Here is a 22,831-nt window from a genome sequence, read left to right on the forward strand (position 1 = left end):
GCTCCCGGACGGACTCCTTGACGGTGACGCGGTCGTCCAGGTGGCGGCCGGTGAGGGTGCCGCTCGCGCGCAGCCCCTCCAGCGTGCCCTCGAAGCAGATGGTCCCGCCGTCGGTCCCGGCGCCGGGGCCGAGGTCGATCACGTGGTCGGCGATCGCGATCGCCTCCGGCTTGTGCTCGACGACGAGCACGGTGTTGCCCTTGTCCCGCAGCTCCAGGAGCAGGCCGTTCATCCGCTCGATGTCGTGCGGGTGCAGGCCGACGGTCGGCTCGTCGAAGACGTACGTGACGTCGGTGAGCGCGGACCCGAGGTGGCGGATCATCTTGGTGCGCTGCGCCTCGCCGCCCGACAGGGTGCCCGCCGGCCGCTCCAACGACAGGTAGCCCAGCCCGATCTCGACGAACTTGTCGAACAGGTGCAGCAGGGCGCCGACCAGCGGCGCGACGCCGGGGTCGTCGATCCCGCGCGCCCACTCGGCGGCGTCGGTGATCTGCATCCGGCACACGTCCGCGATGCCGGCGCCGTTGACCTTCGCCGACCGGGCGGACTCGTTGAGCCGGGTGCCGTCGCACTGCGGGCAGGGCACGAACACCGCGGCCCGCTCCACGAACGCCCGGAGGTGCGGCTGCAGCGACTCGGGCGCCTTGCTGAACATCGACTCGCGCAGCTTGGGGATGAGGCCCTGGTAGGTCATGTTCATCCCGAGGGCCTTGACCTTGCCCTTCTCCCGGTAGAGGAAGTCGTGCCGCTCGGCCTCCGTGTAGTCGCGCACCGGCTTGTCGCCGTCGACGAACCCCGACTCCGAGAAGCCCTTCACCATCCAGCCGTCGGCCTTGTAGCCGGGCACGAGGATCGCGCCGTCGCGCAGGGACAGCGACTCGTCGACGATGACGGACAGGTCGAGGTCGGAGACCGTGCCACGGCCCTCGCACTCGGGGCACATGCCGCCCAGGTACACCTGGTTGCGCACGACCTTCTTCTCGACCTCGCCCCCGGCCTTGCCGGTGCTGAACACGCCGCTCGCCGTCGACGTCGGGATGTTGAACGAGAACGCCGTCGGCGGGCCGACGTACGGCTCGCCGACGCGGCTGAACAGGTTGCGCAGCATCGCGTTCGCGTCGGTGACGGTGCCGACCGTGGACCGCACGTTGGCGCCCATCCGCTCCTGGTCCACGAGGATCGCGGTGGTGATGCCCTCCAGGACGTCCACGTCCGGGCGCGGCAGCGACGGCATGAAGCCCTGCACGAACGTCGAGTACGTCTCGTCGATGAGGCGCCGCGACTCGGCGGCGATCGTCGCGAACACCAGCGAGCTCTTGCCCGAGCCCGACACCCCCGTGAACACGGAGAGGCGGCGCTTGGGGATCTCGACGTCCACGTCGCGCAGGTTGTTCTCGCGTGCGCCCTGCACGCGGATGACGTCGTGCGCGTCGGCGGCGTGCGACGACGTCGCGGCGGGGGACCCGGCGCGGGACTCGGTGGCGGTCACGGCGGTGCTCCTTCGATCGTGGTGGCGGGGACGCCGGTGGGGGCGGACAGGCTCACACGCGGGTGAGGGGCAGGTGGGGCGGCGCCGGCAGCTCGACCTCGACCGCGTCCCCGGGCCGGACCGAGCCGCCCCGCGAGACGATGCCCATGACCCCGGCGAGCCGCTCCACCTCGCCGTCGTCCCCGCGGCGCAGCAGCTGCTTGAGCAGTCCCGGCTGGAAGTCGTTGATCTGCTGGCAGGGGTTGCGCAGGCCGGTGACGGTCACGACGGCGTCGCCGATCGTCAGCCGGGTGCCCACCGGCAGCGCCAGCAGGTCGATCCCGCGGGTGGTGACGTTCTCCCCCAGGTCCCCCGGCGCCACGTCGTGGCCGGCGGCGCCGAGCCGGTCGAAGAGCTCGCCGTGGATGAGGTGCACCTGGCGCAGGTTCGGCTGCGACGGGTCCGCGGCGACCCTGCTGCGGTGCTGCACGGTGACCCCGGCGTGCGCGTCGCCCTCGACCCCCACACCCTCGACGAGGACCACCTCGTCGAGGGCCGGCTTGCTGAAGCCGTGGACGGCGCTCGCGTGCACCGCGACGACGCTCGCCGTCGTGCCGGACGGGGTGGGGGTCGACGGGTCCGCGACGGTCACCTGCGCTCCTTCGGTCGGTGCGGCGGCTCAGCCGCGCAGCTCGGCAAGAGCCTTGTCGATACGGCGGGCGCGTGTCGAGGCCTGCTTGGCCCCGTCGACGTCGAGCACGAGGCGGCGACGGCGGCCCGGCGGAAGGGCATCGTACGCCGTACGGGCGACGGGGTCGGCGTCGAGCGCGCGGGCGAGGTCGTCGGGCTCGACGACGACCCGCGGCTCGGTGTCGAGCACCAGCTCGACCTCCACCTCGGCGCCGACCTCGAGGCCCGCGGCCTCCCGGTTCGCCCGGCTCAGCCCCAGCAGGTGCCGGCCCCGCATGATCGCGACCCGGCTGCGCCACGTGTGGCCGTTCACGGTGATCGTCACCGGCGGCCGGGCGCCGCCGCCGAGGGCCTCGACGACCTCCGGCGGCACCTCGAGGCCCTTCATCGTCGAGGCCGGCTCGACGATCGCACGGAACCTCATGACCACTCCTTCGCTGCCGTCGGCGTGGACGGCGGTCGTCCGGGTGAGGCGCGGGAACCCGGGGACGCACACGTCAGGCGCCGTCCGGGACGAGGCGGACGACCGGGTACTGCCGGTCGCTCTTGCTCTGGTGCTTGTCGATGGTCGGCGCGGCCGCGGCGATCGCCGGCCACACCCGGGCGCGCTCGGCGTCGTCGAGCACGTGCGCCGTCACCGGCGTGGTGCCGGACCCGTGCAGCTCGACCGCGACCTGCTCCGGGTGCGCGACGAGGTTCGTGAACCAGCCGGGATGCCGGGTGCCGCCGCCCGACGCGACCACGAGCCGGCCGCCCGCGCCGTCGTCGAACCAGGCCAGCGGGTTCTCCCGCGCCTCGCCCGTGCGGCGGCCGACGGTGTGCAGCACCAGCAGGTCCATGCCCATCATCTGCCCGCCCTTGCGGCGGATCTTCTTCGCGGTGCTGGCGTTGGCCTGCCGCTGGATCCACAGGGACAGCCGTCCGGGCGTGCCCTTCGGGCGCTTCGTCGTCTGCTGGGTCACGACGCTCACCCGACCTGGTCGATGCGGACCATGTTGCCCGCGGGGTCGCGGAAGGCGCAGTCGCGCACGCCCCACGGCTGCTCGGTGGGCTCGGAGACCACCTCGGCGTCGGCGGCCTGGAGCTTGGCGAAGACGCCGTCCAGGTCCTTCGTGCCGAGGATGATCGACTGGTAGCTGCCCTTGGCCATGAGCTCGCGGATGGTGCGGCGCTCGTCCTCGGTGACGCCGGGGTCGGCGGCGGGCGGGGTGAGGACGAGGCGGGTCTCGGGCTGCGCCGGCGAGACGAAGGTCAGCCAGCGCATGTCGCCCTGGCCGACGTCCTGGACCAGCTCGAAACCGAGCAGGTCACGGAAGAAGCCGAGGGAGGCCTCCGGGTCGGTGTGCGGGAGGAAGGTCGTGTGGATGGTGATGTCGATGTCGCTCATGGAATTCACGCTAGGTGGAGGTCCACGGCCGGCGCTTCTCGATTCCTGACCGGTCGGGTGGCCAGCTTCGTGACGCACGACGGCAGCTCCCCCGCCGCGGACGACCGGGCCCGCCGCGCGTACTCGCTGGGCGACATCCCCACCAGCTCCGTGAACCGCGTGCTGAACGTGCCGAGCGACGACGACCCCACCTCGAAGCACACCTCGGTGACGCTCAGGTCGCCCCGGCGCAGCAGCGTCATCGCCCGCTCGATGCGCCGCGTCATGAGGTAGCTGTAGGGCGACTCCCCGAACGCGGCCTTGAACTGCCGGCTCAGGTGCCCGGCCGACATGTGCACGCCCCGGGCCAGCGCCTCCACGTCCAGCGGCTGCGCGAACTCCCGGTCCATCCGGTCGCGCACACGACGCAGCAGCGCGAGGTCGCGCAGGCGGTCCGCGTCGCTGCTGGTCACGGTGCGATGCTTCCACGACCCACCCACGCCCGCCCGGCGTCCGCCGCGGGCGTCAGCCCGCCACCCGGGCATGCACGTGCATGTCGTGCCAGCCGTCGAGGTGCCGCACGGACTGCCGCAGCACGCCCTCGGCCTCGAACCCCGCCTTCTCGGCGACGCGGCACGACGGCGCGTTGTCCGTGGAGTGCACCAGCTCGAGGCGGTGGAAGCCGGCGTCGAACGCCCACGCGGCGGCGACGTCGAGCGCGGCCGGCGCCACCCCCCGGCCCCGCGCCGCCGGGGCCGTCCAGTACGCGACGACCCCCACGCCGTGCGGGTCGAACGTCTTGACGACCATGCGCCCGAGCACGACGGCGTCGTCCGCGGCGTCCGCCACCGCCCAGCTCGACTCGCGCCCGTCGGCCCAGCCCGCACGCCAGCCGTCGACCACCTCGCGCGCCTCGTCGTCCGACTCCAGGACGCGCACGTGCCACCGTTGGATCGCCTCGTCGGCGTACACCTCGCGCACCGCGGGGGCGTCCTCCGGGCGCCAGGGGCGCAGGCGCGCGCCCGCGGCGGGCACGTCGAGCACCGGCTGCTCGGGGTCGGTGAAGGGCGCGAACGTCACGGGCAGCAGGGTGGGCACCCGGCGATCCTGGCACCGTCGTCGTCGGGCGCGCCAGCCCGTTCGCGCAGGTCAGCCGTGCTGGTGCCCGACAGCGGACCGGCGCGGGCCGTACCCGTCACCCACCACGGGACCGGAGGCGTCGTGGCCGCCGTCGTGGCCGCCGTCGCGCCGCGACAGTGCCTCCGACGGCCCGGGCCGCGCGCCCGACCCCGGTTCGACGACGAGGAGCTGGCCCATCATCCCCTCGTCCTCGTGCAGCAGCATGTGGCAGTGGTACATGTACGGCAGCACGTCGTCCGTGTAGTCCTCGAACCGCATCAGCAGCCGGTAGGTGCGGCGCGGCTCCAGGTAGACGGTGTCCTTCGGGCCGGCGAGCCGGGGCGGCGGGGCCTCGCCGTCGATCGTGAGGACCCGGAACTGCACGTCGTGCACGTGGAAGCTGTGCGGCATCGGGATGGTGTTGCGCACCTCCCACACCTCGGTGCTGCCGACCGTCGCGACCTCGTCGATGCGGCCGGCGTCCATGCGCTCGCCGTTGATCGTGCGTTCGTCGAGGTCGAACGTGCGGGTCACGGTCGCGTCCTCCTCGTGCAGCGCGTCCTCGGCCGCGTGCCCCGAGCGCCCCCACGACGGCTCCGGCGACGGCGCGAGCTCGTCCGCCGCGCGCAGCTCCAGCACGTCGAACGCGTCGTTGCCGCCCATCGCGAACGGCGCCGCGACGCCGCCCAGGTCGGCCTCGGACGAGTGCAGCCGCGTCGTCTCGCCCGGCCGCATCGCGACCACCACCTCCGCCCGCTCCCCCGGCGCGAGGCGCACGTGGTCCAGACGGACGGGCGCCTCCAGCAGCCCGCCGTCGGTGGCGACGAGGTCCATCCGCCGGTCGGCGAAGCCCAGGGCGTACGTGCGCGCCGTCGACCCGTTGAGCAGCCGCAGCCGCACCCGCTCGGTCGTGACGCGCTGGTACGCGCCGGCGACCCCGTTCGTCACGACCGTGCTGCCGAGCGTGCCCGGCTCGCCGCCGTCGTCCTTCAGCACGAGGCGGCCGTCGTCGCCGATCACCTTGTCCTGCACGACCACCGGGACGTCGTCGACGCCGTACTCCCGCGGCAGGTCGGCGGCACGCGACGCGTCGTCGTCGAGCAGGAAGAGCCCCGCGAGGCCGCGGTAGACGTGCTTCTCGGTCTCGCCGTGCGGGTGCGGGTGGTACCAGAGCGTCGCGGCGGGCTGGTCGATCGTCCACCTCGGCCGCCACGTGGCACCCGGCTCGACCGCCTGGTGCGGGCCGCCGTCCATCGCCGCGGGCAGGTGCATCCCGTGCCAGTGCACGCTGGTGGTCTCGGGGAGGTCGTTGGTCACCTCGACGGCGACCTGCTCGCCCCGCTCCGCCCGCAGCGTCGGGCCGAGGTACGGGCCGTCGTAGCCCCACGTCGGGGTCCGGGTGCCGGGCAGCAGCTCGGTCGTGCCCTCCTGCGCGGTGAGGCGGAAGGTGCGCACGCCGTCCACCACCTCCGACTCCGCGAGCGGCGGGATCGGCAGCGCGCGGTCGAACCCCGGCTCGTCGACGGACGTCACCGAGCCGGGGATCGCGCCGCACCCGGCGGCCAGGAGCGGGACGACGGCGGCGAGCGCCGTCGCGCGCAGCACCGCGCGGCGCGTCGGTCGTCGTGCCGGTGTCGGGCGCGTCGTCATCGGGCGCCGCCGCGGGCCTTCTGGACGCCGAGCGCGACGAGGCCGGCGAGCGCGCCCCAGCCGGCGTCCATCGCGAGCGCCGGGAGCGCCGTCCAGGCGGCCGCGCCCTCGCCGCCCAGGCCGACGCCGCCGACCAGCGTCGAGACGAGCAGCCCGACGACGCCGGACGCGAGGCCCGTCATCGTCAGGGTGAGCACGGGTCGGGGCACACGCCCGAATCCGACGACGCCGATCCACACGACGGCGGTGAGCGCGACGACGGCCAGCGCCCGCGGCGCACCCGCACCGCCGATGCCGGTGAGCCCGGTGAGCGGCCAGAGCAGCGCCATCGACGCGAGCCCGCCGACGAGCGGCCAGGAGATGCCGGCGCGGGCGGGCGCCGGGGGCGGCGTCAGGGGCTGTGGACGGGGCTGGGGAGAAGGCTGGTTCGAGGTCATGCCCCGACCCTCCCCGCCGAGGCCGGGGCGACACATCGGCCCGCGAGCGTCTCCTGGTGTCGCCCCGGGGCGACACCGACCCTGACCCGACCCCGACCTCCCGCCGCCGAACAGGCGTTGGCGCCTAGCCTGACGGGCATGACCTCGTCCGCGACGGCGCCGCCGAGCCCGTGGGTGACCGACGTCGTCCTGGCGCTGGCGTCGACGCTCGTCGTCGCGGTCGTCATCGCGGCCGACCCGTCGGGCCAGGGCGACGCCGGTGCGGCGGCGTACCTGTTCGCGGCGGGGTTCGGCGCGCTGGTGCTGCTGCGCCGCGTCGCCCCGCGCACGATGCTCGTGCTCACGTTCCTCGGGGTGTGCGCCTACTACGCCCTCGGCTTCGCGCCGATCGGCATGGTGCTGCCCGCGGTCGCCGCCCTGTACGCGGCGGCGGAGCGGGGGCGCACCGGCTGGGCGGCGGGTGCCGGCGCCGTGCTGGTCGCGGTCGCCACCTGGTTCCGCGTGACCGGCGACGACGTCGACCCGAGCGTCGCGCTCACGGCCTACGACCTGGTCACCAACGTCGCGCTGACGGCGGCGGCGGTCGCCCTCGGCGTCGCCGTCCGGCTGGCGCGGGAGGCCCGTGAGCGCGCCGCCCTGGTCCGCGAGCTCACGGCGGAGCAGGAGGCGCACGCCGCGCAGGAGCGGCTCCAGGCCGAGCGGCTGCGGATCGCCCGCGACCTGCACGACACCGTCGGCCATCACCTGTCGGTCGTCGCGCTGCACGCCGGCGTCGCCGACGAGGCGGTCGGGCGGGACGACGACGCGGCGCACGACGCCCTCGCCCGGGTCCGGGAGGCGGCGTCGGGCACCCTCGACGAGCTGCGGGCCACGGTGAAGGTGCTGCGCGAGCCCGCGCCCGACGCCGCGCCTCGCGGCGCCCTCGGCCTGACCGGCCTCGACGGCCTCGTCGCGCCGGTGCGGGCGGCCGGCGTCGACGTCGAGGTGGTCGACGCCGTCGCGCCGGGCGCGCTGAGCGACGCGATCGACGCCGCCGCCTACCGCATCGCCCAGGAGGCGCTGACCAACGTGCTGCGGCACGCGGACGCCCGGCACGTGCGGGTCGAGGCGGCCGTCGACGACGGGCGGCTGCGCCTGAGCGTGACCGACGACGGCCGCGGGTCGGCCGCCGGCGTCGGGGCGGGCGCCGGCGTCGCGGGGATGCGCGAGCGCGCGAGCCTGCTGGGCGGCACGCTCACCGCGGGCGACGCGCCCGGCGGCGGGTTCGCCGTCGTCGCGGACCTCCCGGCGACGCTCCCCCGCTGAGGCAGGGCCCCCGTCGACGCGGCAGCCCGTGCTCGGCGCGGCACTTCGTCCTCGGCGCGGCAGCTCGAGCTGCCGCGCCGAGCGCGAACTGCCGACCCGACGGGCCGACCGGCCAGACTGGAGCCATGATCCGGGTGGTGCTGGTCGACGACCAGGAGCTGGTGCGCGCGGGGCTGCGGCCGCTGGCGGAGCTCGACGGCGACATCACGGTCGTCGGCGAGGCGGCCGACGGCCGCGCCGGCCTGGCGCGGGTGCGCGAGCTGCGGCCCGACGTCGTGCTGATGGACGTGCGGATGCCGGGCCTGGACGGCATCGAGGCGACGCGGGCGATCGTCGCGGACCCGGAGCTGCGCGCCGTCCGCGTGCTCGTCCTCACCACGTTCGACGAGGACGAGCACGTGGTCGAGGCCATCCGCGCGGGCGCGGCCGGCTACCTGCTCAAGGACGTCTCCCCCGGCGACCTGCGCGCCGCGATCCGCACCGTGGCCGCCGGCGACTCGCTGCTGTCCCCCGCCGTCACGGCCGCGGCGATGCGTGCCGTCGCCGACGCGCCGCGCCGGCTCGACGACGCCGCGGTCGCCGGCCTCACCGAGCGCGAGCGCGAGGTGCTCACCCTGGTGGGGCGCGGGCTCACCAACGACGAGATCGCCCGCGACCTGTACCTCAGCCCGGCCACCGCGCGCACCTACGTGAGCCGGCTGCTCACGCGGCTGGACGCCCGTGACCGTGCCGCGCTCGTCGTGCTCGCCTACGAGACGGGTCTGGTGCGCCCGGGCGGGTAGCGCGTCGAAGTCGTACAGTCATGTTCAAGAACTGAGGCGGCCCGCCGACCGAGGAGCTGACCATGGCCACGACCTACACGTTCGACGTCTTCTCCAGCCTGGACGGGTTCGGCGCCGCGCACGGCGACTGGACCGGCTACTGGGGCAAGCAGGGCCCCGAGCTGCTCGAGCACCGGCTCCACCTGTTCGACACCGAGCAGCGGATGGTCCTCGGCGCCACCACGTACCGGGCGTTCGTCCAGATGCTCGCCGCGGGCACCCCTGGCTCCGACGTGCACGACCCGTGGGTCACCCGCATGGTCCGCACCCCCGCGACCGTCGTGTCGAGCACCCTGCGCGAACCCCTCGACTGGCCGGGCGGCGCGACCGTCGCCGCCGGCGACGCGGTCGAGGTCGTCGGCCGGCTCAAGCAGAAGTCGCCCGTGCCGCTGCGGTCGCACGGCAGCCTGTCGCTGAACCGCGCGCTGATGGCCGCGGGCCTGGTCGACGAGCTGCGCGTGACGCTGTTCCCGGTGATCACCGGGCAGACCGGCGTCGACCCGCTGTTCCGCGGCGCCGCGGACTTCGACCTCGAGCTCGTGGAGACGCGCACGCTCGACGGCCGCACGCAGGAGCTCGTCTACGTGCCGACGCGGCACGCCTGACGACGGCTCAGACCAGGCCCAGCTCCCGCGCCCGCACGCCCGCCTGGAACCTCGACGTGGCGCCGAGCGCGGCCAGCAGCTCGGCGACGCGGCGGCGATAGGTGCGCACCCCGAGGCCGAGGGACCGGGCCGCGGTCTCGTCCTTGACCCCCTGCCCGAGCAGGTCGAGCACCTGCGGCGCGAGCTGCCGGATCTCGGCGATCCGGGCGTCGTAGGCCGCGAGGTCGGCGGCCGACCTCCAGGCCACGTCGAACAGCGAGACAACGCCCTGCACCACCTCGGGCTGGGTGACGACGCTGTAGCTGCGTCGTCCGGCGCGCATGTCGCCCGCGAGGATCGCGAGCCGGCGGTCCAGGATGATCGTCTCGTTGATCTCGTCGGCGGTGATGCGGATCTGCGCGCCGTTGCGGTCGCGGATCGTCTCCAGCCGGCGGGCGGCCACGGGGTCGAGCAGCATCCCCGAGCGGTAGACCTTGCGGATGCGCGTCTCCGGGGTCCGGGCAGGGCACAACGGCGAGGGCGCCGCGGCGTGCGCCTCCTGCCAGGTGAACAGGTCGTTGGCCGCACAAGCGACGTCGGTCGCGCTCGCGAACAGGTGCGCCGTCCGCGCGAGGAGCTCCTCCTCGCCGCGCACGACCGTCACGGCTTCACCGGTCTGCATGGCATCGATTCTGCTCCCCCTGGCAGGAAGCTGCCGCGCCTGGCAACAAGCTGCCATCCCGGCGGGGGCCGGTCGACGGCGGCGCAGGCTGGCGACATGACGACGAACACCGCTCCCCTCGCGACCCCTCCGACCGCTCCGGCCGCCGCAGCCGCCGGCACCTGGCGGCTCGGCGACCGCACCGTGAACCGGCTCGGCTTCGGCGCGATGCGGACCACCGGCATGCCGTGGGACGAGGTGCCCCGGGACCGCCGCGAGGCGATCTCCGTGCTGCGCCGCGCCGTCGAGCTCGGGGTGAACCACATCGACACCGCGGCCTTCTACTTCGTCCCCCGGCGCTCCGCGAACGAGCTGATCAGCACCGCCCTCCAGCCCTACGCCGACGACCTCGTGATCACCACCAAGGTGGGCCCCAGCCGTCCCCGCGACGGCGTCTTCGAGTTCGAGCCGTACGCACGGCCCGACCAGCTCCGGGGGCAGGTCGAGGAGAACATCCGGCAGCTCGGCCTGGACCAGCTGGACGTCGTCAACCTGCGCTGGGGCACCGGCCTGGGCGCCGCCGACGGGTCGGTCGCCGAGCACGTGGGCGCGCTGGCCGAGCTTCGCGACGCCGGGCTCCTGCGCCACGTCGGGCTGTCCAACGTCTCGGTGGCACAGCTCGAGGAGGCGCGGGCCGTGGTCCCGGTCGTCTGCGTGCAGAACCGCTACGGCCTCACCGACCGCTCCGACGACGGGCTGCTCGCGCGGTGCGGCGAGCTCGGCATCGCGTTCGTGCCGTTCTTCTCCATGGGTGCCGCGGTCCCCGGGGCCGTGCCGGGCAGCAACACCCCGGACGAGACGGGGGCGGAGGCGGTAGCCGCCGTCGCCGCGGGTCACGGCGTGATGCCGGCCCAGGTACGGCTGGCGTGGACCCTGCACCGCGGGCCGCACGTGCTCGCCATCCCCGGCACGGGCGACGTCACGCACCTGGAGCAGAACGTCGCCGCCGCGGCGATCCGGCTGACCGACGACGACCGCGCCGTCCTCGATGCGATCGCCCCGGCAGCCGCCTGACCCCCCCACCCGTGACTGCCGACAGCCTGGCATCAGTACATGAGAACATGTACCGTCGCGCCCATGGAGACCGTGACGCTCACGCACACCGCCGCGCTGGCTCGGCTCGGGCACGCGCTGTCGGACGGCACCCGCGCGCGCATCCTGCTCGCGCTGCGCGACGCCCCCGCCTACCCGTCCGACCTGGCCGCCACGCTCGGCGTCTCCAAGCAGGTGATGAGCAACCAGCTCGCATGCCTGCGCGGCTGCGGCCTGGTCGTGGGCCGCCAGGACGGGCGCCGCACCGAGTACCGGCTGTCCGACCCGCACCTCGCGCACGCGCTCGGCGACATGCTGCGGCTGGCGCTCGTCGTCGACCCGGACTGCTGCGGCCCGGACTGCACGTGCGCGACGCCGGGCGCGCCCCACGGGCGCGCCGGCTCCGAGGACGCCGCGTGAGCCACGACCACGACCACGCGCACGGCGCCGCCGACCACCGGGGCCGGCTGGCGATCGCGTTCGGCATCACCGCCACGATCCTCGTCGCCCAGGCCGTGGGGGCGCTCCTCACCGGCAGCCTCGCGCTGCTGGTCGACACGGCCCACATGCTCACCGACGCCGGGGGCCTCGCGCTGGCCCTGTTCGCCGCGCACCTCTCCCTGCGGCCCGCGTCGCCGCAGCGCACCTGGGGCTACCGGCGGGCCGAGGTGCTCGCCGCGCTGGCGCAGGCGGCCGTGCTGCTCGTCGTCGGCGTGTACGTGCTGGTGGAGGCGGTGCTGCGGCTCGCCGAACCGCCGGAGATCCCGTCCACGCAACTGGTCGTCTTCGGCGTCATCGGGCTGGTCGGCAACCTCGCCTCGATGGCGGTCCTGGCGAGCCGCCGCGACGCCAACCTCAACCTGCGGGCCGCTTTCCTCGAGGTGATCAACGACGCGCTGGGGTCGGTGGGGGTCATCGTCGCCGCGATCGTCATCGCCACCACCGGCTGGCAGCGGGCCGACGCCGTCGCCGCGCTCCTCATCGGGGCGCTCATCCTGCCGCGCGCGGTGAAGCTCCTGCGGGCCGCGGGGTCGGTGCTGCTGGAGTCCACCCCGCCCGGGCTGGACCTCGACGAGGTGCGCGCCCACCTGCTGGAGGTGGACCACGTGCGCGACGTGCACGACGTGCACGCCTCCCTCATCGCCACGGGCCTGCCGATCCTGTCGGCGCACGTCGTCGTCGACTCCGGCTGCTTCACCGACGGGCACGCCGGGCGCATCCTCGACGAGCTGCAGGAGTGCGTGGCCACCCACTTCGACGTCGCGGTGGAGCACTCCACGTTCCAGGTCGAGCCCGAGACCCATCCGGAGCACGAGCACCCCACGCACGCCTGACGTCGCCGTTCGAGCCTGTCGAGACCTCGCCCCGGGTTTCGACAGGCTCGACCGCCGGCCAGGTGCTGTGCTGGGCACATGTCCAGCCGGCCCGACACCACCCCGACCGCCCACTCCGGCGAACCGCACCCAGGCGAGCCGCACGCGGGCGGCCTCGCCCAGCGGCTGAACTGGCTGCGGGCGGGCGTGCTCGGCGCCAACGACGGCATCGTCTCCGTGGCCGCCGTCGTCGTGGGCGTCGCCGGCGCGACGCCGGAGCGGGCGCCCGTCCTCACGGCGGGGCTCGCGGCCCTGGTGGGCGGCGCGATCTCGATGGCGCTCGGCGAGTACGTCTCGGTGTCCAGCCAGTCGGACAGCGAGAAGGCGCTCATCGCCAAGGAGAAGCACGAGCTCGCCACCATGCCGGACGAGGAGTTCGACGAGCTCGTCGGCCTCTACCGCCAGCAGGGCCTCAGCGAGGGCACGGCGCGGCAGGTCGCGACCGAGCTCACGCACCACGACGCTCTCGGCGCCCACCTGTCCGCCGAGCTGAACATCGACCCCGACGACGTCGTCAGCCCGTGGCACGCCGCCTGGGCGTCGCTGCTCGCGTTCCTGTGCGGCGGCGTGCTGCCGATGCTGGCCGTGCTGTTCATCCCCGAGCCGTGGAAGGTCGCCGGCACGTTCGTCGTCGTGCTCGCCGCCCTCGGCGCGGCCGGGTCGATCGCCGCCTGGATCGGTGGGTCGTCGCGCACCCGGTCCGTCGCGCGCGTCGTCGTCGGCGGCGCGCTGGCCCTCGGCGTCACCTTCGCCCTCGGGTCGTTGCTCGGCACGACCGGCGTCGTCTGACCCCGCCTGCTGTCCCGTCCGAACCCGATCCAGATCCCGATCCGATCCCGATCCACAGGAGCCTCGGTGCCGACCCACTCCCCCACGTCCCCGCACGCTGCCGTCGACCTCGCCCCGCGCCTCGGGCGCACCGTCCTGTACCAGCTGTACCCGCAGAGCTTCGCCGACGGGAACGGCGACGGGATCGGCGACCTCGCCGGGATCACGGCGCGTCTCGACTACCTGCGCTGGCTGGGCGTGGGCGCGGTGTGGCTCGACCCGTGCTTCGTGTCCCCGTTCGCCGACGCCGGGTACGACGTCGCGGACTTCATGACGATCGCGCCGCGCTACGGCACCAACGACGACCTGGCGGAGCTCACCGAAGAGGCCGGGCGCCGCGGCATCGCCGTGCTGCTCGATCTCGTGGCCGGCCACACCTCCGACCAGCACCCCTGGTTCGCCGCGTCGGCGGACGACCCCGGCGACGACCGGTACGTGTGGAGCGACGTCCCCGTCGACGGCTTCGAGCCCGGCCCGGGCCGGCGCGGCGGGTTCTACCTGCCGAACTTCTTCCCGGTGCAGCCGGCGCTGAACTTCGGGTTCGCGCGGCCCGACCCCGCCCAGCCGTGGCGCAGCCCGGTCGACGCCGCGGGCCCGCGGGCGAACCGCGCCGCGCTGCGCGAGATCATGGCGCACTGGTTCGACCTCGGCGTCGCGGGGTTCCGTGTCGACATGGCGGCGTCGCTCGTCAAGGACGACCCGGGCCTGGTCGAGACCGGCCGCCTGTGGCGCGAGAACCGCGCCTGGCTCGACGCCACCTACCCCGGCCGCGTGCTGATCAGCGAGTGGGGCGACCCGCGCGTCTCCGTCCCGTCCGGCTTCCATGCCGACTTCTTCCTCCAGTTCGGGGGCGACGACGACGGCCTGCCGCTCCGCTCCCTGTGGAACAACGGCGCCGGCACGGTGCAGCCGTCGTGGGGCGAGGTACCGAGCTGGGCCGACGCCGAGGCCCAGGGCGACGCCGGCACCTTCGTCCGCGCCTGGGAGGAGGCGACCGGCGCGATCGCCGCGTCCGGGCGCGGCGGGCTCACCGGCCTGCCGACGTCGAACCACGACTTCACGCGGCTCGTGGCCGGGGCGCGGGACGCCGAGCAGGCACGCGCGGCGCTGGTCCTCACGCTCACCTGGCCGTCCATGCCGTCGATCTACTACGGCGACGAGATCGGGATGCGGTTCGTCCCCGACACCCCGACGCTCGAGGGCTCGCGGCTCAACCCGACCTACGACCGCGCGGGCTCGCGCACCCCGATGCAGTGGGGCGACGTGCCGCCCGGCCGGCTCGGACCGGACGTGGCGGAGTCGCGCTACCTGCCGCAGGACCCGGACCCGGACCGGCCCACCGTGGCCGCCCAGCTCGACGACGAGGGCTCGCTGCTGCATCTCGTGCGCCGCCTGGCGCACCTGCGCACCTCGGACCCGCGGTTGGACGCCGCCGCCGACGTCGACGTGCTGGCCACCGGCTACCCGTTCGCCTACACGCGGGGCGGCTCGCTCGCCGTCGTGCTCAACCCGGGCCGCGCGGCCGTGTCGATCGCGGTGCCCGGGGCGGCCGGTGCCCGCGAGGTCGAGACGCGCGGGCTCAGCCGGGAGGGCGACGTCGTGCGCCTCGACGGGCACGGCTACGCCGTCCTCGACCTCGCGTGAGCTCGCCCGTGTCAGGGTCTCGCGGCAGCCTGGGCGCATGGAGCTCGAGGTGCGCGGCGAGGTGTTCCAGTGGCGCGGTCCCGCGCCGTACTACTACGTGGCCGTCCCCGACGCCGAGGCGGAGCGCATCGCCGCGGTCGCGGCGCTGGTCACGTACGGCTGGGGCGTCATCCCCGTGACCGGTCGCCTCGGCGCGACGTCGTTCACCACGTCGCTGTTCCCCAAGGACGGCGGCTACCTCGTGCCGCTCAAGGACTCCGTGCGCCGGCCCGAGGGCGTGGACGACGGCGACGAGGTGGTCGTGCACCTCACCCTGGACGGGGTGTGACCCGCCCGGGGAACCACCCGTGGAGCACGCTGCGCCACGCGTCGCGGAACGAGCGGCCCCGGCGCCACTCGTGCCACGTCAGCCACAGGATCAGGGCGTCGAGCGCGGCGAGCAGCGCGACGCCGAGCCGGGCGAGACGACCGTCTGCACCAGCTGGACCACGAGGAAGACCCCGAGCGCGCCGACCGCCCACGGGTAGACCCGTCGCGACCCGGCCACCAGCGCGCCGACGATCGTCACCTTGACCACGCCGTGCAGCACCAGGAACAGCCCGGCCGCCCGTCGACCCGCGAGGTAGTACCGATCTCGCCGAGGTAGTACCCGGTTCGCCGAGGTAGTACCGCAGCCGCGGGAGCGGCTATCGCGCGAGGCCGTCGACGAACGCGACGGCGGCGCCCGAGATCTGCGCGCGGGCGTCGTCGTGCGTGATCGTCGGGGTGCCGTCGCCGGGCTGCGGGCCGTAGTCGCCGAAGTACGCGTGCACCGCGCCCTCGACGACGGTGAACGCGGCGTCGGCGGGCAGGTCGGCGCGCGAGGCGTCGATCTTCGCCGGGGTGGCGAGCCCGTCCTCGCTGCCGGAGACGGACGCGACGGCGGCGGTCAGCGTGCCGCTCAGGTCGCCCGCCGGGTAGGAGGCGAACAGCAGCAGCCCGGCCGCGGGTGCCTCGGCGTCGTCGTCCGCGGCGTCCGCCGCCATGGCCGCGACGGTGCCGCCCAGCGAGTGGCCGCCCACCACCCAGCGGTCCGCGGCCACCGCCGCGCGGGCGTCGTCGAGCGCGCCCGTGGCGAGGAAAGCGATCCCGAGCGGCTGCTTCGCCACGACGACGGTGTGCCCCGCCTCGGCCAGCGGCCGCAGCACCGCCGCGTACGCGCGGGCGTCGACCCGCGCCCCGGGCTGGAAGAGCACCGCCGTCCCGTCTCCGCCGTCGACAGGGGTCAGCACGTACCGCGTGGCGCCCTCCGTGACCGTCACCGCGTCGTCCGAGCGCATCGCCGAGAGCGCCGGCTCGACCGCGCCGAACGGGCGCAGCCACGCGACCAGCACGACCCACGCCGCTGCGAGGACGAGCAGCGCCACCCGCAGCGCGCGCCGCCACCCCGGCCGCGCGGGCCGGCCGCGCAGCGCCCGCACCCCCGCGACGGCCGCCCCCGCCAGCGTCAGCGCCAGCAGCACCGCGTACGCGGGGTGGCCGTGCACCACCGCCCCCCACGCCGTCGCGCACCCCCAGGCGACGACGAGGACGGCGGCGGCCGCGACGGCGAGCGTCGCGGCACGCAGCCAGGTGGGGACGAGCGCCGGTGCGGAGGCGGGATCCGGGGTGTTCGGCACGTGAGGAGTCTGGCATCCGCGCGGTGCTCCGCAGGTATCGTCTGACCGCCACCTGCAACGTTGGAGGATTCCCCCGTGAACGACCTGTCCACGACCACGCCCGACCTCGCCCTCGACGCCGTCGTCGACCTCGACGTCCCCGGCCCTACGATCAGCCGCCACCTGTACGGGCACTTCGCCGAGCACCTCGGCCGGTGCATCTACGAGGGCTTCTGGGTGGGCGAGGACTCCGACATCCCGAACGTCGGCGGCATCCGCACCGACGTCGTCGAGGCGCTGCGCGAGCTGGCCATCCCGAACCTGCGCTGGCCGGGCGGCTGCTTCGCCGACACGTACCACTGGCGCGACGGCGTCGGCCCGGCGGCCGACCGTCCCCGCATCGTCAACACCCACTGGGGCGACGTCGTGGAGGACAACTCCTTCGGCACGCACGAGTTCATGGCGCTGTGCGACCTGCTCGGCACGGCCCCGTACATCTCGGGGAACGTCGGCTCCGGCACCGTGCAGGAGACCGCGGACTGGGTGGAGTACCTGACCCGCGGCGACGACTCGCCGATGGCGCGCCTGCGCCGCGAGCACGGTCGTGACGAGCCGTGGGGCGTGTCGTTCTTCGGCATCGGCAACGAGCCGTGGGGCTGCGGCGGCAACCTGCGCGCCGACCAGTTCGCGTCGCTCGCGCGGCAGCACGCGACGTACGCGCGCGACCACGGCGGCAACACGCTGGTGCGGGTCGCGGCGGGTGCGTCGGACGACGACTACGCGTGGACCGAGACCCTCATGCAGCAGGTCGCGAAGCTCGGCGACGCGGAGCCGCGCGACCTGTGGCAGATGGTGTCGTTCCACTTCTACACGTTCGCCGGGACGTGGGGGGACAAGGGCGCCGCCACCGAGTTCACGCGCGACGAGTACTGGGCCACGATGCGCAAGGCGCTCGACGTGCGCCGCATCATCGCCGGGCACTCGGCCGTGATGGACGCCTACGACCCCGAGGCCAGGCTCGGTCTGGCGCTCGACGAGTGGGGCACCTGGTGGAACGTCGAGAAGGACACCAACCCCGGTTTCCTGTACCAGCAGAACGCGATGCGCGACGCCCTCGTCGCGTCGGTGCACTTCGACGCCTTCCACGACCACGCCCGCCGGCTGCGCCTCGCGAACATCGCGCAGACGGTGAACGTGCTGCAGTCCATGCTGCTCACGGACGGCGCCACGATGATCAAGACGCCCACGTTCCACGCCTTCGCGATGAGCGCGGGCCACCACGACGCCGCGAGCCTGCCGGTGCGCGAGCGGTCGCCTCGGGCCACGCACGACGTCGACGGCACGGCCGTCGGGACCGTCTCGGCGTCGGCGTCCACGAAGGACGGCGCGGCGCTGGTCTCGCTGACCAACCTCGACCCGGACGCCCCGGCCACCGTGCGGATCGACCTGCGCGGGCACGCGGTGAGCGACCCCGTCGCCACCGTGCTCGCCGCCGACGACCCCGCCGCGCACAACACCTTCGACGCACCTGACGTCGTCGCCCCGCGCCCGCTCGACGGCGTCCGGCTCGAGGGTGGCGTCCTCACCGTCGAGCTGCCGCCCGCGGCCTTCGCGACGGTGCGGCTCACCGTGACCGCGTAGCCACGATACGAGACGAATGGTCCCACTGAACGGACATCGGGTGTAGACCTTGAGGCATGACCAGCCCTGACGTCGAGGACCCCGCCGTCGCCGACCCCGAGCAGCGGCACTGGCGGCGCAACCTTGCCGTCGGCACGGTCGGGTCGTTCACCACGCTCGTCGCGATGACGCTGCTGGTGCCGTTCCTGCCGGAGTACGTGCGGCAGCTCGGCGTGGACGACCCGGCCGCGGTCGTGCGCTGGTCGGGCGTCGCGTACGGGGCCACGTTCCTCACGGCGGCGCTCACCGCACCGCTGTGGGGGATGCTCGGCGACCGGTTCGGCCGCAAGTCCATGCTGGTGCGCGCCAGCCTGGGCATGGCGGTCGCGATGACGCTGCTCGGGTTCGTGCAGAGCGTCGAGCAGCTCGTCGCGGTGCGGCTGCTGGTGGGCCTGCTCGGCGGCTACTCCTCCGGCGCCACGATCCTCGTCGCCGCGCAGACGCCGAAGGACCGCAGCGCGTGGGCGCTCGGGGTGCTGTCGTCGGGCATCCTGGCGGGCAACGTGGTCGGGCCGCTGGTGGGCGGGTTCGTGCCCGCCTGGGTGGGCATCCGGCCGACGTTCGTCGTGTGCGGGGCGGTGATCTTCGTGGCGTTCCTCGCCACGACGTTCCTGCTCCGCGAGCCGCCGGCCGGGCCGCGTCCGCCCCGGGCCACCACCCGCCGTCACGGCGTGTGGTCGCAGGTGCAGCGCCCGGGCGCCGTCGTCGCGCTGCTGGCGACGTCGAGCCTGCTGCTGTTCTCGACGATGTCGATCGAGCCGATCGTCACCGTCTACGTCGAGGACCTGGGCCAGCTCTCCCACGCCGCCGGCGTCGCGGGGATCCTCGTCGCGCTGACCGCCGTGGGCAGCGTCGTCGCGGCGCCGCGGGTGGGCCGGCTCGCGGACCGCGTCGGCCACACACGCGTGGTGATCGCCTGCCTCGCGGCGGCGGGCGTGCTGGCCCTCGCGCAGGCGCTCGTGTCGAACGTCTGGCAGCTCGGCGTGCTGCGCGTGCTGCTGGGCCTGAGCCTCGGCGGTCTGCTGCCGTCGATCACCGCGGCCGTGCGCCACCTCGCCCCGCCGGACGCCGTCGGCCGCGTGCTCGGGCTCGGCGTCTCCGCGCAGTACGTGGGGCAGGTGGCGGGGCCGGTGCTCGGCGGCCTGGTCGCCGCGCAGGCCGGCCTGCGCGCCGTCTTCGTCGCCACCGCCGTCGTGCTGCTCGCCGCGGCCGCGCTCAACCTCGTGGTCCTCCGTCGCGGCGGACCACGAAATCCGTCGACCACGACGCCGGAGGCCGTGACACTCGGGCCATGACGATCACGCGCCTCGACCCCGCAGGCCTGCACGTGACTCCGGGCTACCACCACGTCACGATCGTGGAGGCACGGCGGACGGCATACCTGGCGGGGCAGTGCCCGCTCGACGCCGACGGTCGCCTGGTCGGGACCGACGACCTGGCGGCCCAGGTCGACCAGGTCGTCGCCAACGCGCTCCTCGCGCTCGACGGCGCGGGCGCCGCGCCCGACGACGTCGTGCGGTCCGTCGTCTACGTCCGCAGCGACGACCGCGCGGACCTGGCGGCGACCTGGCGGCGACTGCTCGCCTCGCCCCTGGCCCCCGCCTTCACCAGCGCCAGCACGCTGCTCGGGGTGGCCCAGCTGGGGTTCCCCGGCCAGCTCGTGGAGGTGGACCTGACCGCCGCCCTCCCGCCCGCGGACTGAGCTCGACACTCCAGTCGTCTAATGAATCCTTCCAATCGCCGATTGAATCGTGCTAATTTCCCGTGGCATGACCACATCGGCCGCAATGACGCGGCGCACGTTCGGGAAGCTGGCCGGGATCACCGCAACAGCCCTGCTGCCGTGGGTACAAGCCCCACGCGCCGCCGCCTCGGGACCGCCTGAGGTCGTCGAGACGGACACGCACGTCGTCGTGGACAACGGCCTCGTCCGCCTCACCGTCGACAAGTCGAATGGTCGGACCACCTCGCTCGTCTACGACGGCGTGAACCTGGTCGGCCGCGGGAACTACGACATGAACACCGTCCGCGAGGGCGGGGGGCTTCCGCTCCCGCCGGCGGACAACCACCTCACCGTCCGGGTCGAGCAGGACTTCGTCGACGTCGCGTACCACCACAGCCCGTCCGGCGACATGCCGTGCTGGCTGGTGCGGCACCACGTCGTGCGCTCCGGCGAGGCCGGCATCCACCTCGCGTACAGCTACGACCACCCGGCGGCGTTGCACGGCTTCCGCACCGACCAGCACCGGTACGTCTTCTACACGGCCGGCGGCGTCTTCACGCACGCCTCGGTCGAGGACGACGCCGACGCCGTCCGGTGGCGCGAGGCCGCCGCCCGCATGCCCACCGGCGGCGAGATCTCGCGCGCCGAGATGGTGATGGACGCGACCTACGACCTCGAGGGCACCGGCTCCGCCTATCCCCGCCGCTACTACACGAAGTACGACTGGGCCGTGTCCATGAAGGACCACAGCCTGCACGGGCTGTACGGCAGCGGCTACGGCATGTGGGCCGCCCTTCCGAACCTCGAGGGGTTCAGCGGCGGCCCGGTGCGCCAGGACCTGATCCTGCACCAGACCGGCGACACCCCCGTGCTGCTCGTGGAGCCGCAGGCCACCCACTACGGCGCGCCACCGGTGCGCGTCGCCGCCGGTCAGGCGTGGCAGAAGACGTACGGGCCGTACTTCGTGTACCTCAACAAGGGCGACGACCCGCGCGCCCTGCGCCGCGACGCCGCCCGCCAGGCGCGCTTCGAGGCGCACGCCGAGTTCTACGACCGGCTCGCGATCGAGGGCTGGACTCCCACCGCGAAGCGCTCCCGCGTGCGCGGCACGGTGCGGGTCCCCGGCACGCCGAACCTGGAGGGCGCCGTCGTCGTCCTGTCGGACAACGGCACGCCCATGCAGGACTCCGTGCTGGGCCACAACTACTGGGCGGACGTCGCCGAGGGCGGCCGGTTCGTCCTCGACCACGTGCGCCCCGGCACCTACCGCCTCACCGTCTACGGCGGCGGCCTGTGGGGCGAGTACGTGATCGACGACGTCCAGGTGGGCGCCGGCCAGGAGGTCACGCTCGGTCGCATGCTGTGGGAGCCCACGAGCCACGGTCGCACGGTGTTCCAGCTCGGCACCCCCACCCGCGACTCCCGGGAGTTCCACCACGGCCGGGAGTTCCGGCGCTACGGCCTGTTCGAGTCGTTCCACGACGACTTCCCCGACGGCGTCACGTACAGGGTCGGCACGAGCACGGCGAAGGACTGGAACTACATCCAGTACCAGCGGTCGTACCCGGTGCAGGCGCCGGAGGGCACGGTGCTCCCCGAGGACGCCGACGGCGTCCGGCTGTTCGACTTCGGCACCGCGTCCAGCCCCGTCGCCGCCGGGTACCAGCGGGTCGCGCAGAACACGCTGTACTCCGCCGGGGCGGGCTTCGGCCTCGACCGGGCGGTCGACTCCCGCGACCGCGGGTCGGACGGGGACCTGCAGCGCGACTTCGTCGTGGGGTCCGGCTACACCTTCGCGGTGGACCTGCCCGACGGCGAGTACGAGGTCACCGTGCTCTCCGGCGACGACATCGCGGCCAACAAGACCCGGGTCTCGTTCGGCGGCGGCGAGCCCGTCGCCCTGGACTCGGGCCGGGGCGAGTACGCCGTGCACACCGCGACGGTGACCGTCACCGGGGGCCGCCTCGACCTCCTCGCCGGCGGCGACGGGCGCCTCAACGCCGTCGAGATCCTCGCGGCGGACGCCGCCCTCCCCGTGCTCGGGGGCCTCGAGGTCGACGGCGCGGACCTGGTGCCGGGCTTCAGCACCTTCCGCTCCGACTTCGCCGTCGACCTGCCCTGGGACCAGGAGTCGGTCGTCGTCCGGGCCGCGGGCCGCGGCGGCGCGCAGGTGACGATCGGGGGCGACGTCGTGCCGGAGGAGGGGCTCGCCGTGCCCCTGCACGCGCAGCGCACCGTCCTCGAGCTCGTGGTGAGCGACGGCGACGGCGGGGCGACGACGTACCGGCTGCACGTCACCCGGCAGGAGAGCCCGTGGCGCATCCTGTTCGACCTCGACCGCGCGCCGGCGGCGGGCGCGCAGGCCACCCTGACGATCGCGCTGGCGGCGTGGGCCATGGGCTCCGCGCTGCCGGTGCCGCCGGAGAACAGCAATCTCACGATCACGGTCAACGGGGAGCCGTTCGTCTGGACCTTCGGGCCCGAGGACGCGAAGGGCGCCACGTACCGCAGCGCGCGCGGCGGGCGGAACCACACCCGCGAGATCGCCTTCGACGCGGGCCTGCTGAAGCCGGCCGGCAACGAGATCACGCTGCAGATCAACGCCGGCGCCGAGCACCTGTGGAACGAGGCGGCCTACGACGCCATCCGGCTCGAGATCGGCTGAGCCGGGCATCCCCGTCCCGGCCGCCGAGGTCGAGGAGCGCGACGGCACCTTCTGGTACCAGGGCGAGCAGGTCTCGCGGCTGCTGGGC

Annotated in this window: 24 protein-coding genes and 1 pseudogene; 13 read left to right on the forward strand and 12 right to left on the reverse strand. The window is 74.4% G+C overall.

Going from position 1 to position 22,831, the window contains the following annotated elements; translation table 11 throughout:
• From ACFWEK_RS04645 to ACFWEK_RS04685, 9 genes and pseudogenes are all read right to left on the reverse strand, one after another.
• Positions 1 to 1,489, reverse strand: a pseudogene (locus ACFWEK_RS04645) (excinuclease ABC subunit UvrA); the annotation flags it as partial.
• A gap of 52 nt (positions 1,490 to 1,541) precedes the next feature.
• Positions 1,542 to 2,120 (reverse strand): MOSC domain-containing protein, encoded by a 579-nt coding sequence (locus ACFWEK_RS04650; protein ID WP_430553254.1) that lies wholly within the window; start codon positions 2,118 to 2,120, stop codon positions 1,542 to 1,544.
• 27 nt (positions 2,121 to 2,147) lie between these two features.
• A complete protein-coding gene (locus ACFWEK_RS04655; protein ID WP_430544634.1) occupies positions 2,148 to 2,582 on the reverse strand; it encodes a YdeI/OmpD-associated family protein in 435 nt (144 codons plus the stop codon).
• A gap of 73 nt (positions 2,583 to 2,655) precedes the next feature.
• On the reverse strand, positions 2,656 to 3,120 hold the full coding sequence (locus tag ACFWEK_RS04660; RefSeq protein ID WP_430544635.1) for a nitroreductase/quinone reductase family protein: 465 nt from the start codon (positions 3,118 to 3,120) through the stop codon (positions 2,656 to 2,658).
• 5 nt (positions 3,121 to 3,125) lie between these two features.
• Complete coding sequence (locus ACFWEK_RS04665; protein ID WP_079574396.1) at positions 3,126 to 3,536, reverse strand: VOC family protein; 411 nt, start codon at positions 3,534 to 3,536, stop codon at positions 3,126 to 3,128.
• Positions 3,537 to 3,550: 14 nt separating this feature from the next.
• Positions 3,551 to 3,997: a helix-turn-helix transcriptional regulator gene (locus ACFWEK_RS04670; RefSeq protein ID WP_430553255.1), complete on the reverse strand. Its 447-nt coding sequence runs from the start codon at positions 3,995 to 3,997 to the stop codon at positions 3,551 to 3,553.
• A 52-nt stretch (positions 3,998 to 4,049) separates the two neighbouring features.
• On the reverse strand, positions 4,050 to 4,622 hold the full coding sequence (locus tag ACFWEK_RS04675) for a GNAT family N-acetyltransferase (protein ID WP_430553256.1): 573 nt from the start codon (positions 4,620 to 4,622) through the stop codon (positions 4,050 to 4,052).
• Positions 4,623 to 4,673: 51 nt separating this feature from the next.
• Positions 4,674 to 6,293 carry a multicopper oxidase family protein gene (locus ACFWEK_RS04680; protein ID WP_430553257.1) on the reverse strand — a complete coding sequence of 540 codons (1,620 nt, stop codon included), beginning with the start codon at positions 6,291 to 6,293 and terminating at the stop codon, positions 4,674 to 4,676.
• Positions 6,290 to 6,730, reverse strand: a complete 441-nt coding sequence (locus ACFWEK_RS04685; RefSeq protein ID WP_430553258.1) for a hypothetical protein — start codon at positions 6,728 to 6,730, stop codon at positions 6,290 to 6,292. The genes ACFWEK_RS04680 and ACFWEK_RS04685 overlap by 4 nt, the downstream gene beginning before the upstream one ends.
• Positions 6,731 to 6,868: 138 nt before the next feature.
• Here ACFWEK_RS04685 and ACFWEK_RS04690 point away from each other — a divergent pair, with 138 nt between their 5' ends.
• The 3 genes from ACFWEK_RS04690 (at position 6,869) to ACFWEK_RS04700 (ending at position 9,461) form a co-directional block, all read left to right on the forward strand.
• Positions 6,869 to 8,035, forward strand: a complete 1,167-nt coding sequence (locus ACFWEK_RS04690) for a sensor histidine kinase (protein ID WP_430553259.1) — start codon at positions 6,869 to 6,871, stop codon at positions 8,033 to 8,035.
• A gap of 125 nt (positions 8,036 to 8,160) precedes the next feature.
• The gene (locus ACFWEK_RS04695) at positions 8,161 to 8,817 is read left to right on the forward strand and encodes a response regulator (RefSeq protein ID WP_430544641.1); all 657 of its coding nucleotides are present in this window, start codon (positions 8,161 to 8,163) and stop codon (positions 8,815 to 8,817) included.
• Between the two features lie 62 nt (positions 8,818 to 8,879).
• Complete coding sequence (locus tag ACFWEK_RS04700) at positions 8,880 to 9,461, forward strand: dihydrofolate reductase family protein (RefSeq protein ID WP_430553260.1); 582 nt, start codon at positions 8,880 to 8,882, stop codon at positions 9,459 to 9,461.
• A gap of 7 nt (positions 9,462 to 9,468) precedes the next feature.
• Here ACFWEK_RS04700 and ACFWEK_RS04705 read toward each other — a convergent pair whose 3' ends face one another.
• On the reverse strand, positions 9,469 to 10,122 hold the full coding sequence (locus ACFWEK_RS04705) for a DNA-binding response regulator (RefSeq protein WP_430553261.1): 654 nt from the start codon (positions 10,120 to 10,122) through the stop codon (positions 9,469 to 9,471).
• 96 nt (positions 10,123 to 10,218) lie between these two features.
• On the opposite strand from ACFWEK_RS04705, the gene ACFWEK_RS04710 reads away from it, so the two are divergent.
• From ACFWEK_RS04710 to ACFWEK_RS04735, 6 genes are all read left to right on the forward strand, one after another.
• A complete protein-coding gene (locus tag ACFWEK_RS04710) occupies positions 10,219 to 11,175 on the forward strand; it encodes an oxidoreductase (protein ID WP_430553262.1) in 957 nt (318 codons plus the stop codon).
• Positions 11,176 to 11,238: 63 nt separating this feature from the next.
• The gene (locus tag ACFWEK_RS04715; protein WP_430544645.1) at positions 11,239 to 11,613 is read left to right on the forward strand and encodes an ArsR/SmtB family transcription factor; all 375 of its coding nucleotides are present in this window, start codon (positions 11,239 to 11,241) and stop codon (positions 11,611 to 11,613) included.
• Positions 11,610 to 12,527 carry a cation diffusion facilitator family transporter gene (locus tag ACFWEK_RS04720; RefSeq protein ID WP_430544646.1) on the forward strand — a complete coding sequence of 306 codons (918 nt, stop codon included), beginning with the start codon at positions 11,610 to 11,612 and terminating at the stop codon, positions 12,525 to 12,527. The genes ACFWEK_RS04715 and ACFWEK_RS04720 overlap by 4 nt, the downstream gene beginning before the upstream one ends.
• 78 nt (positions 12,528 to 12,605) lie before the next feature.
• Entirely contained in the window at positions 12,606 to 13,355 is a 750-nt protein-coding gene (locus ACFWEK_RS04725) for a VIT family protein (RefSeq protein WP_430544647.1), read from the forward strand.
• A gap of 66 nt (positions 13,356 to 13,421) precedes the next feature.
• Complete coding sequence (locus ACFWEK_RS04730; protein WP_430544648.1) at positions 13,422 to 15,038, forward strand: alpha-amylase family glycosyl hydrolase; 1,617 nt, start codon at positions 13,422 to 13,424, stop codon at positions 15,036 to 15,038.
• A 37-nt stretch (positions 15,039 to 15,075) separates the two neighbouring features.
• Positions 15,076 to 15,366: a DUF1905 domain-containing protein gene (locus ACFWEK_RS04735; protein WP_430544649.1), complete on the forward strand. Its 291-nt coding sequence runs from the start codon at positions 15,076 to 15,078 to the stop codon at positions 15,364 to 15,366.
• Positions 15,367 to 15,456: 90 nt separating this feature from the next.
• Here ACFWEK_RS04735 and ACFWEK_RS04740 read toward each other — a convergent pair whose 3' ends face one another.
• A complete protein-coding gene (locus ACFWEK_RS04740; protein WP_430553263.1) occupies positions 15,457 to 15,627 on the reverse strand; it encodes a hypothetical protein in 171 nt (56 codons plus the stop codon).
• Between the two features lie 97 nt (positions 15,628 to 15,724).
• Complete coding sequence (locus ACFWEK_RS04745; RefSeq protein ID WP_430553264.1) at positions 15,725 to 16,696, reverse strand: alpha/beta hydrolase; 972 nt, start codon at positions 16,694 to 16,696, stop codon at positions 15,725 to 15,727.
• 84 nt (positions 16,697 to 16,780) lie between these two features.
• Here ACFWEK_RS04745 and ACFWEK_RS04750 point away from each other — a divergent pair, with 84 nt between their 5' ends.
• The 4 genes from ACFWEK_RS04750 (at position 16,781) to ACFWEK_RS04765 (ending at position 22,743) form a co-directional block, all read left to right on the forward strand.
• Positions 16,781 to 18,316, forward strand: a complete 1,536-nt coding sequence (locus tag ACFWEK_RS04750) for an alpha-N-arabinofuranosidase (RefSeq protein ID WP_430553267.1) — start codon at positions 16,781 to 16,783, stop codon at positions 18,314 to 18,316.
• Positions 18,317 to 18,372: 56 nt separating this feature from the next.
• Entirely contained in the window at positions 18,373 to 19,650 is a 1,278-nt protein-coding gene (locus ACFWEK_RS04755) for an MFS transporter (protein WP_430553265.1), read from the forward strand.
• Positions 19,647 to 20,057, forward strand: coding sequence for a RidA family protein (locus ACFWEK_RS04760; RefSeq protein ID WP_430544652.1), 411 nt, complete (start codon positions 19,647 to 19,649; stop codon positions 20,055 to 20,057). The genes ACFWEK_RS04755 and ACFWEK_RS04760 overlap by 4 nt, the downstream gene beginning before the upstream one ends.
• 67 nt (positions 20,058 to 20,124) lie before the next feature.
• Complete coding sequence (locus ACFWEK_RS04765) at positions 20,125 to 22,743, forward strand: polysaccharide lyase family protein (protein WP_430553266.1); 2,619 nt, start codon at positions 20,125 to 20,127, stop codon at positions 22,741 to 22,743.
• Positions 22,744 to 22,831 lie beyond the last annotated feature (88 nt).

Source organism: Isoptericola sp. NPDC060257, from assembly GCF_042726645.1.
In the GTDB taxonomy this organism is placed as follows: Bacteria; Actinomycetota; Actinomycetes; order Actinomycetales; family Cellulomonadaceae; genus Isoptericola; species Isoptericola nanjingensis.

Coding starts and splice junctions, on each gene's coding strand:
- ACFWEK_RS04655 (WP_430544634.1), bottom strand. CDS start 2,582: ATGAGGTTCCGTGCGATCGTCGAGCCGGCCTCGACGATGAAGGGCCTC.
- ACFWEK_RS04680 (WP_430553257.1), bottom strand. CDS start 6,293: ATGACGACGCGCCCGACACCGGCACGACGACCGACGCGCCGCGCGGTG.
- ACFWEK_RS04685 (WP_430553258.1), bottom strand. CDS start 6,730: ATGACCTCGAACCAGCCTTCTCCCCAGCCCCGTCCACAGCCCCTGACG.
- ACFWEK_RS04690 (WP_430553259.1), top strand. CDS start 6,869: ATGACCTCGTCCGCGACGGCGCCGCCGAGCCCGTGGGTGACCGACGTC.
- ACFWEK_RS04695 (WP_430544641.1), top strand. CDS start 8,161: ATGATCCGGGTGGTGCTGGTCGACGACCAGGAGCTGGTGCGCGCGGGG.
- ACFWEK_RS04700 (WP_430553260.1), top strand. CDS start 8,880: ATGGCCACGACCTACACGTTCGACGTCTTCTCCAGCCTGGACGGGTTC.
- ACFWEK_RS04705 (WP_430553261.1), bottom strand. CDS start 10,122: ATGCAGACCGGTGAAGCCGTGACGGTCGTGCGCGGCGAGGAGGAGCTC.
- ACFWEK_RS04710 (WP_430553262.1), top strand. CDS start 10,219: ATGACGACGAACACCGCTCCCCTCGCGACCCCTCCGACCGCTCCGGCC.
- ACFWEK_RS04715 (WP_430544645.1), top strand. CDS start 11,239: ATGGAGACCGTGACGCTCACGCACACCGCCGCGCTGGCTCGGCTCGGG.
- ACFWEK_RS04725 (WP_430544647.1), top strand. CDS start 12,606: ATGTCCAGCCGGCCCGACACCACCCCGACCGCCCACTCCGGCGAACCG.
- ACFWEK_RS04735 (WP_430544649.1), top strand. CDS start 15,076: ATGGAGCTCGAGGTGCGCGGCGAGGTGTTCCAGTGGCGCGGTCCCGCG.
- ACFWEK_RS04755 (WP_430553265.1), top strand. CDS start 18,373: ATGACCAGCCCTGACGTCGAGGACCCCGCCGTCGCCGACCCCGAGCAG.
- ACFWEK_RS04760 (WP_430544652.1), top strand. CDS start 19,647: ATGACGATCACGCGCCTCGACCCCGCAGGCCTGCACGTGACTCCGGGC.
- ACFWEK_RS04765 (WP_430553266.1), top strand. CDS start 20,125: ATGACCACATCGGCCGCAATGACGCGGCGCACGTTCGGGAAGCTGGCC.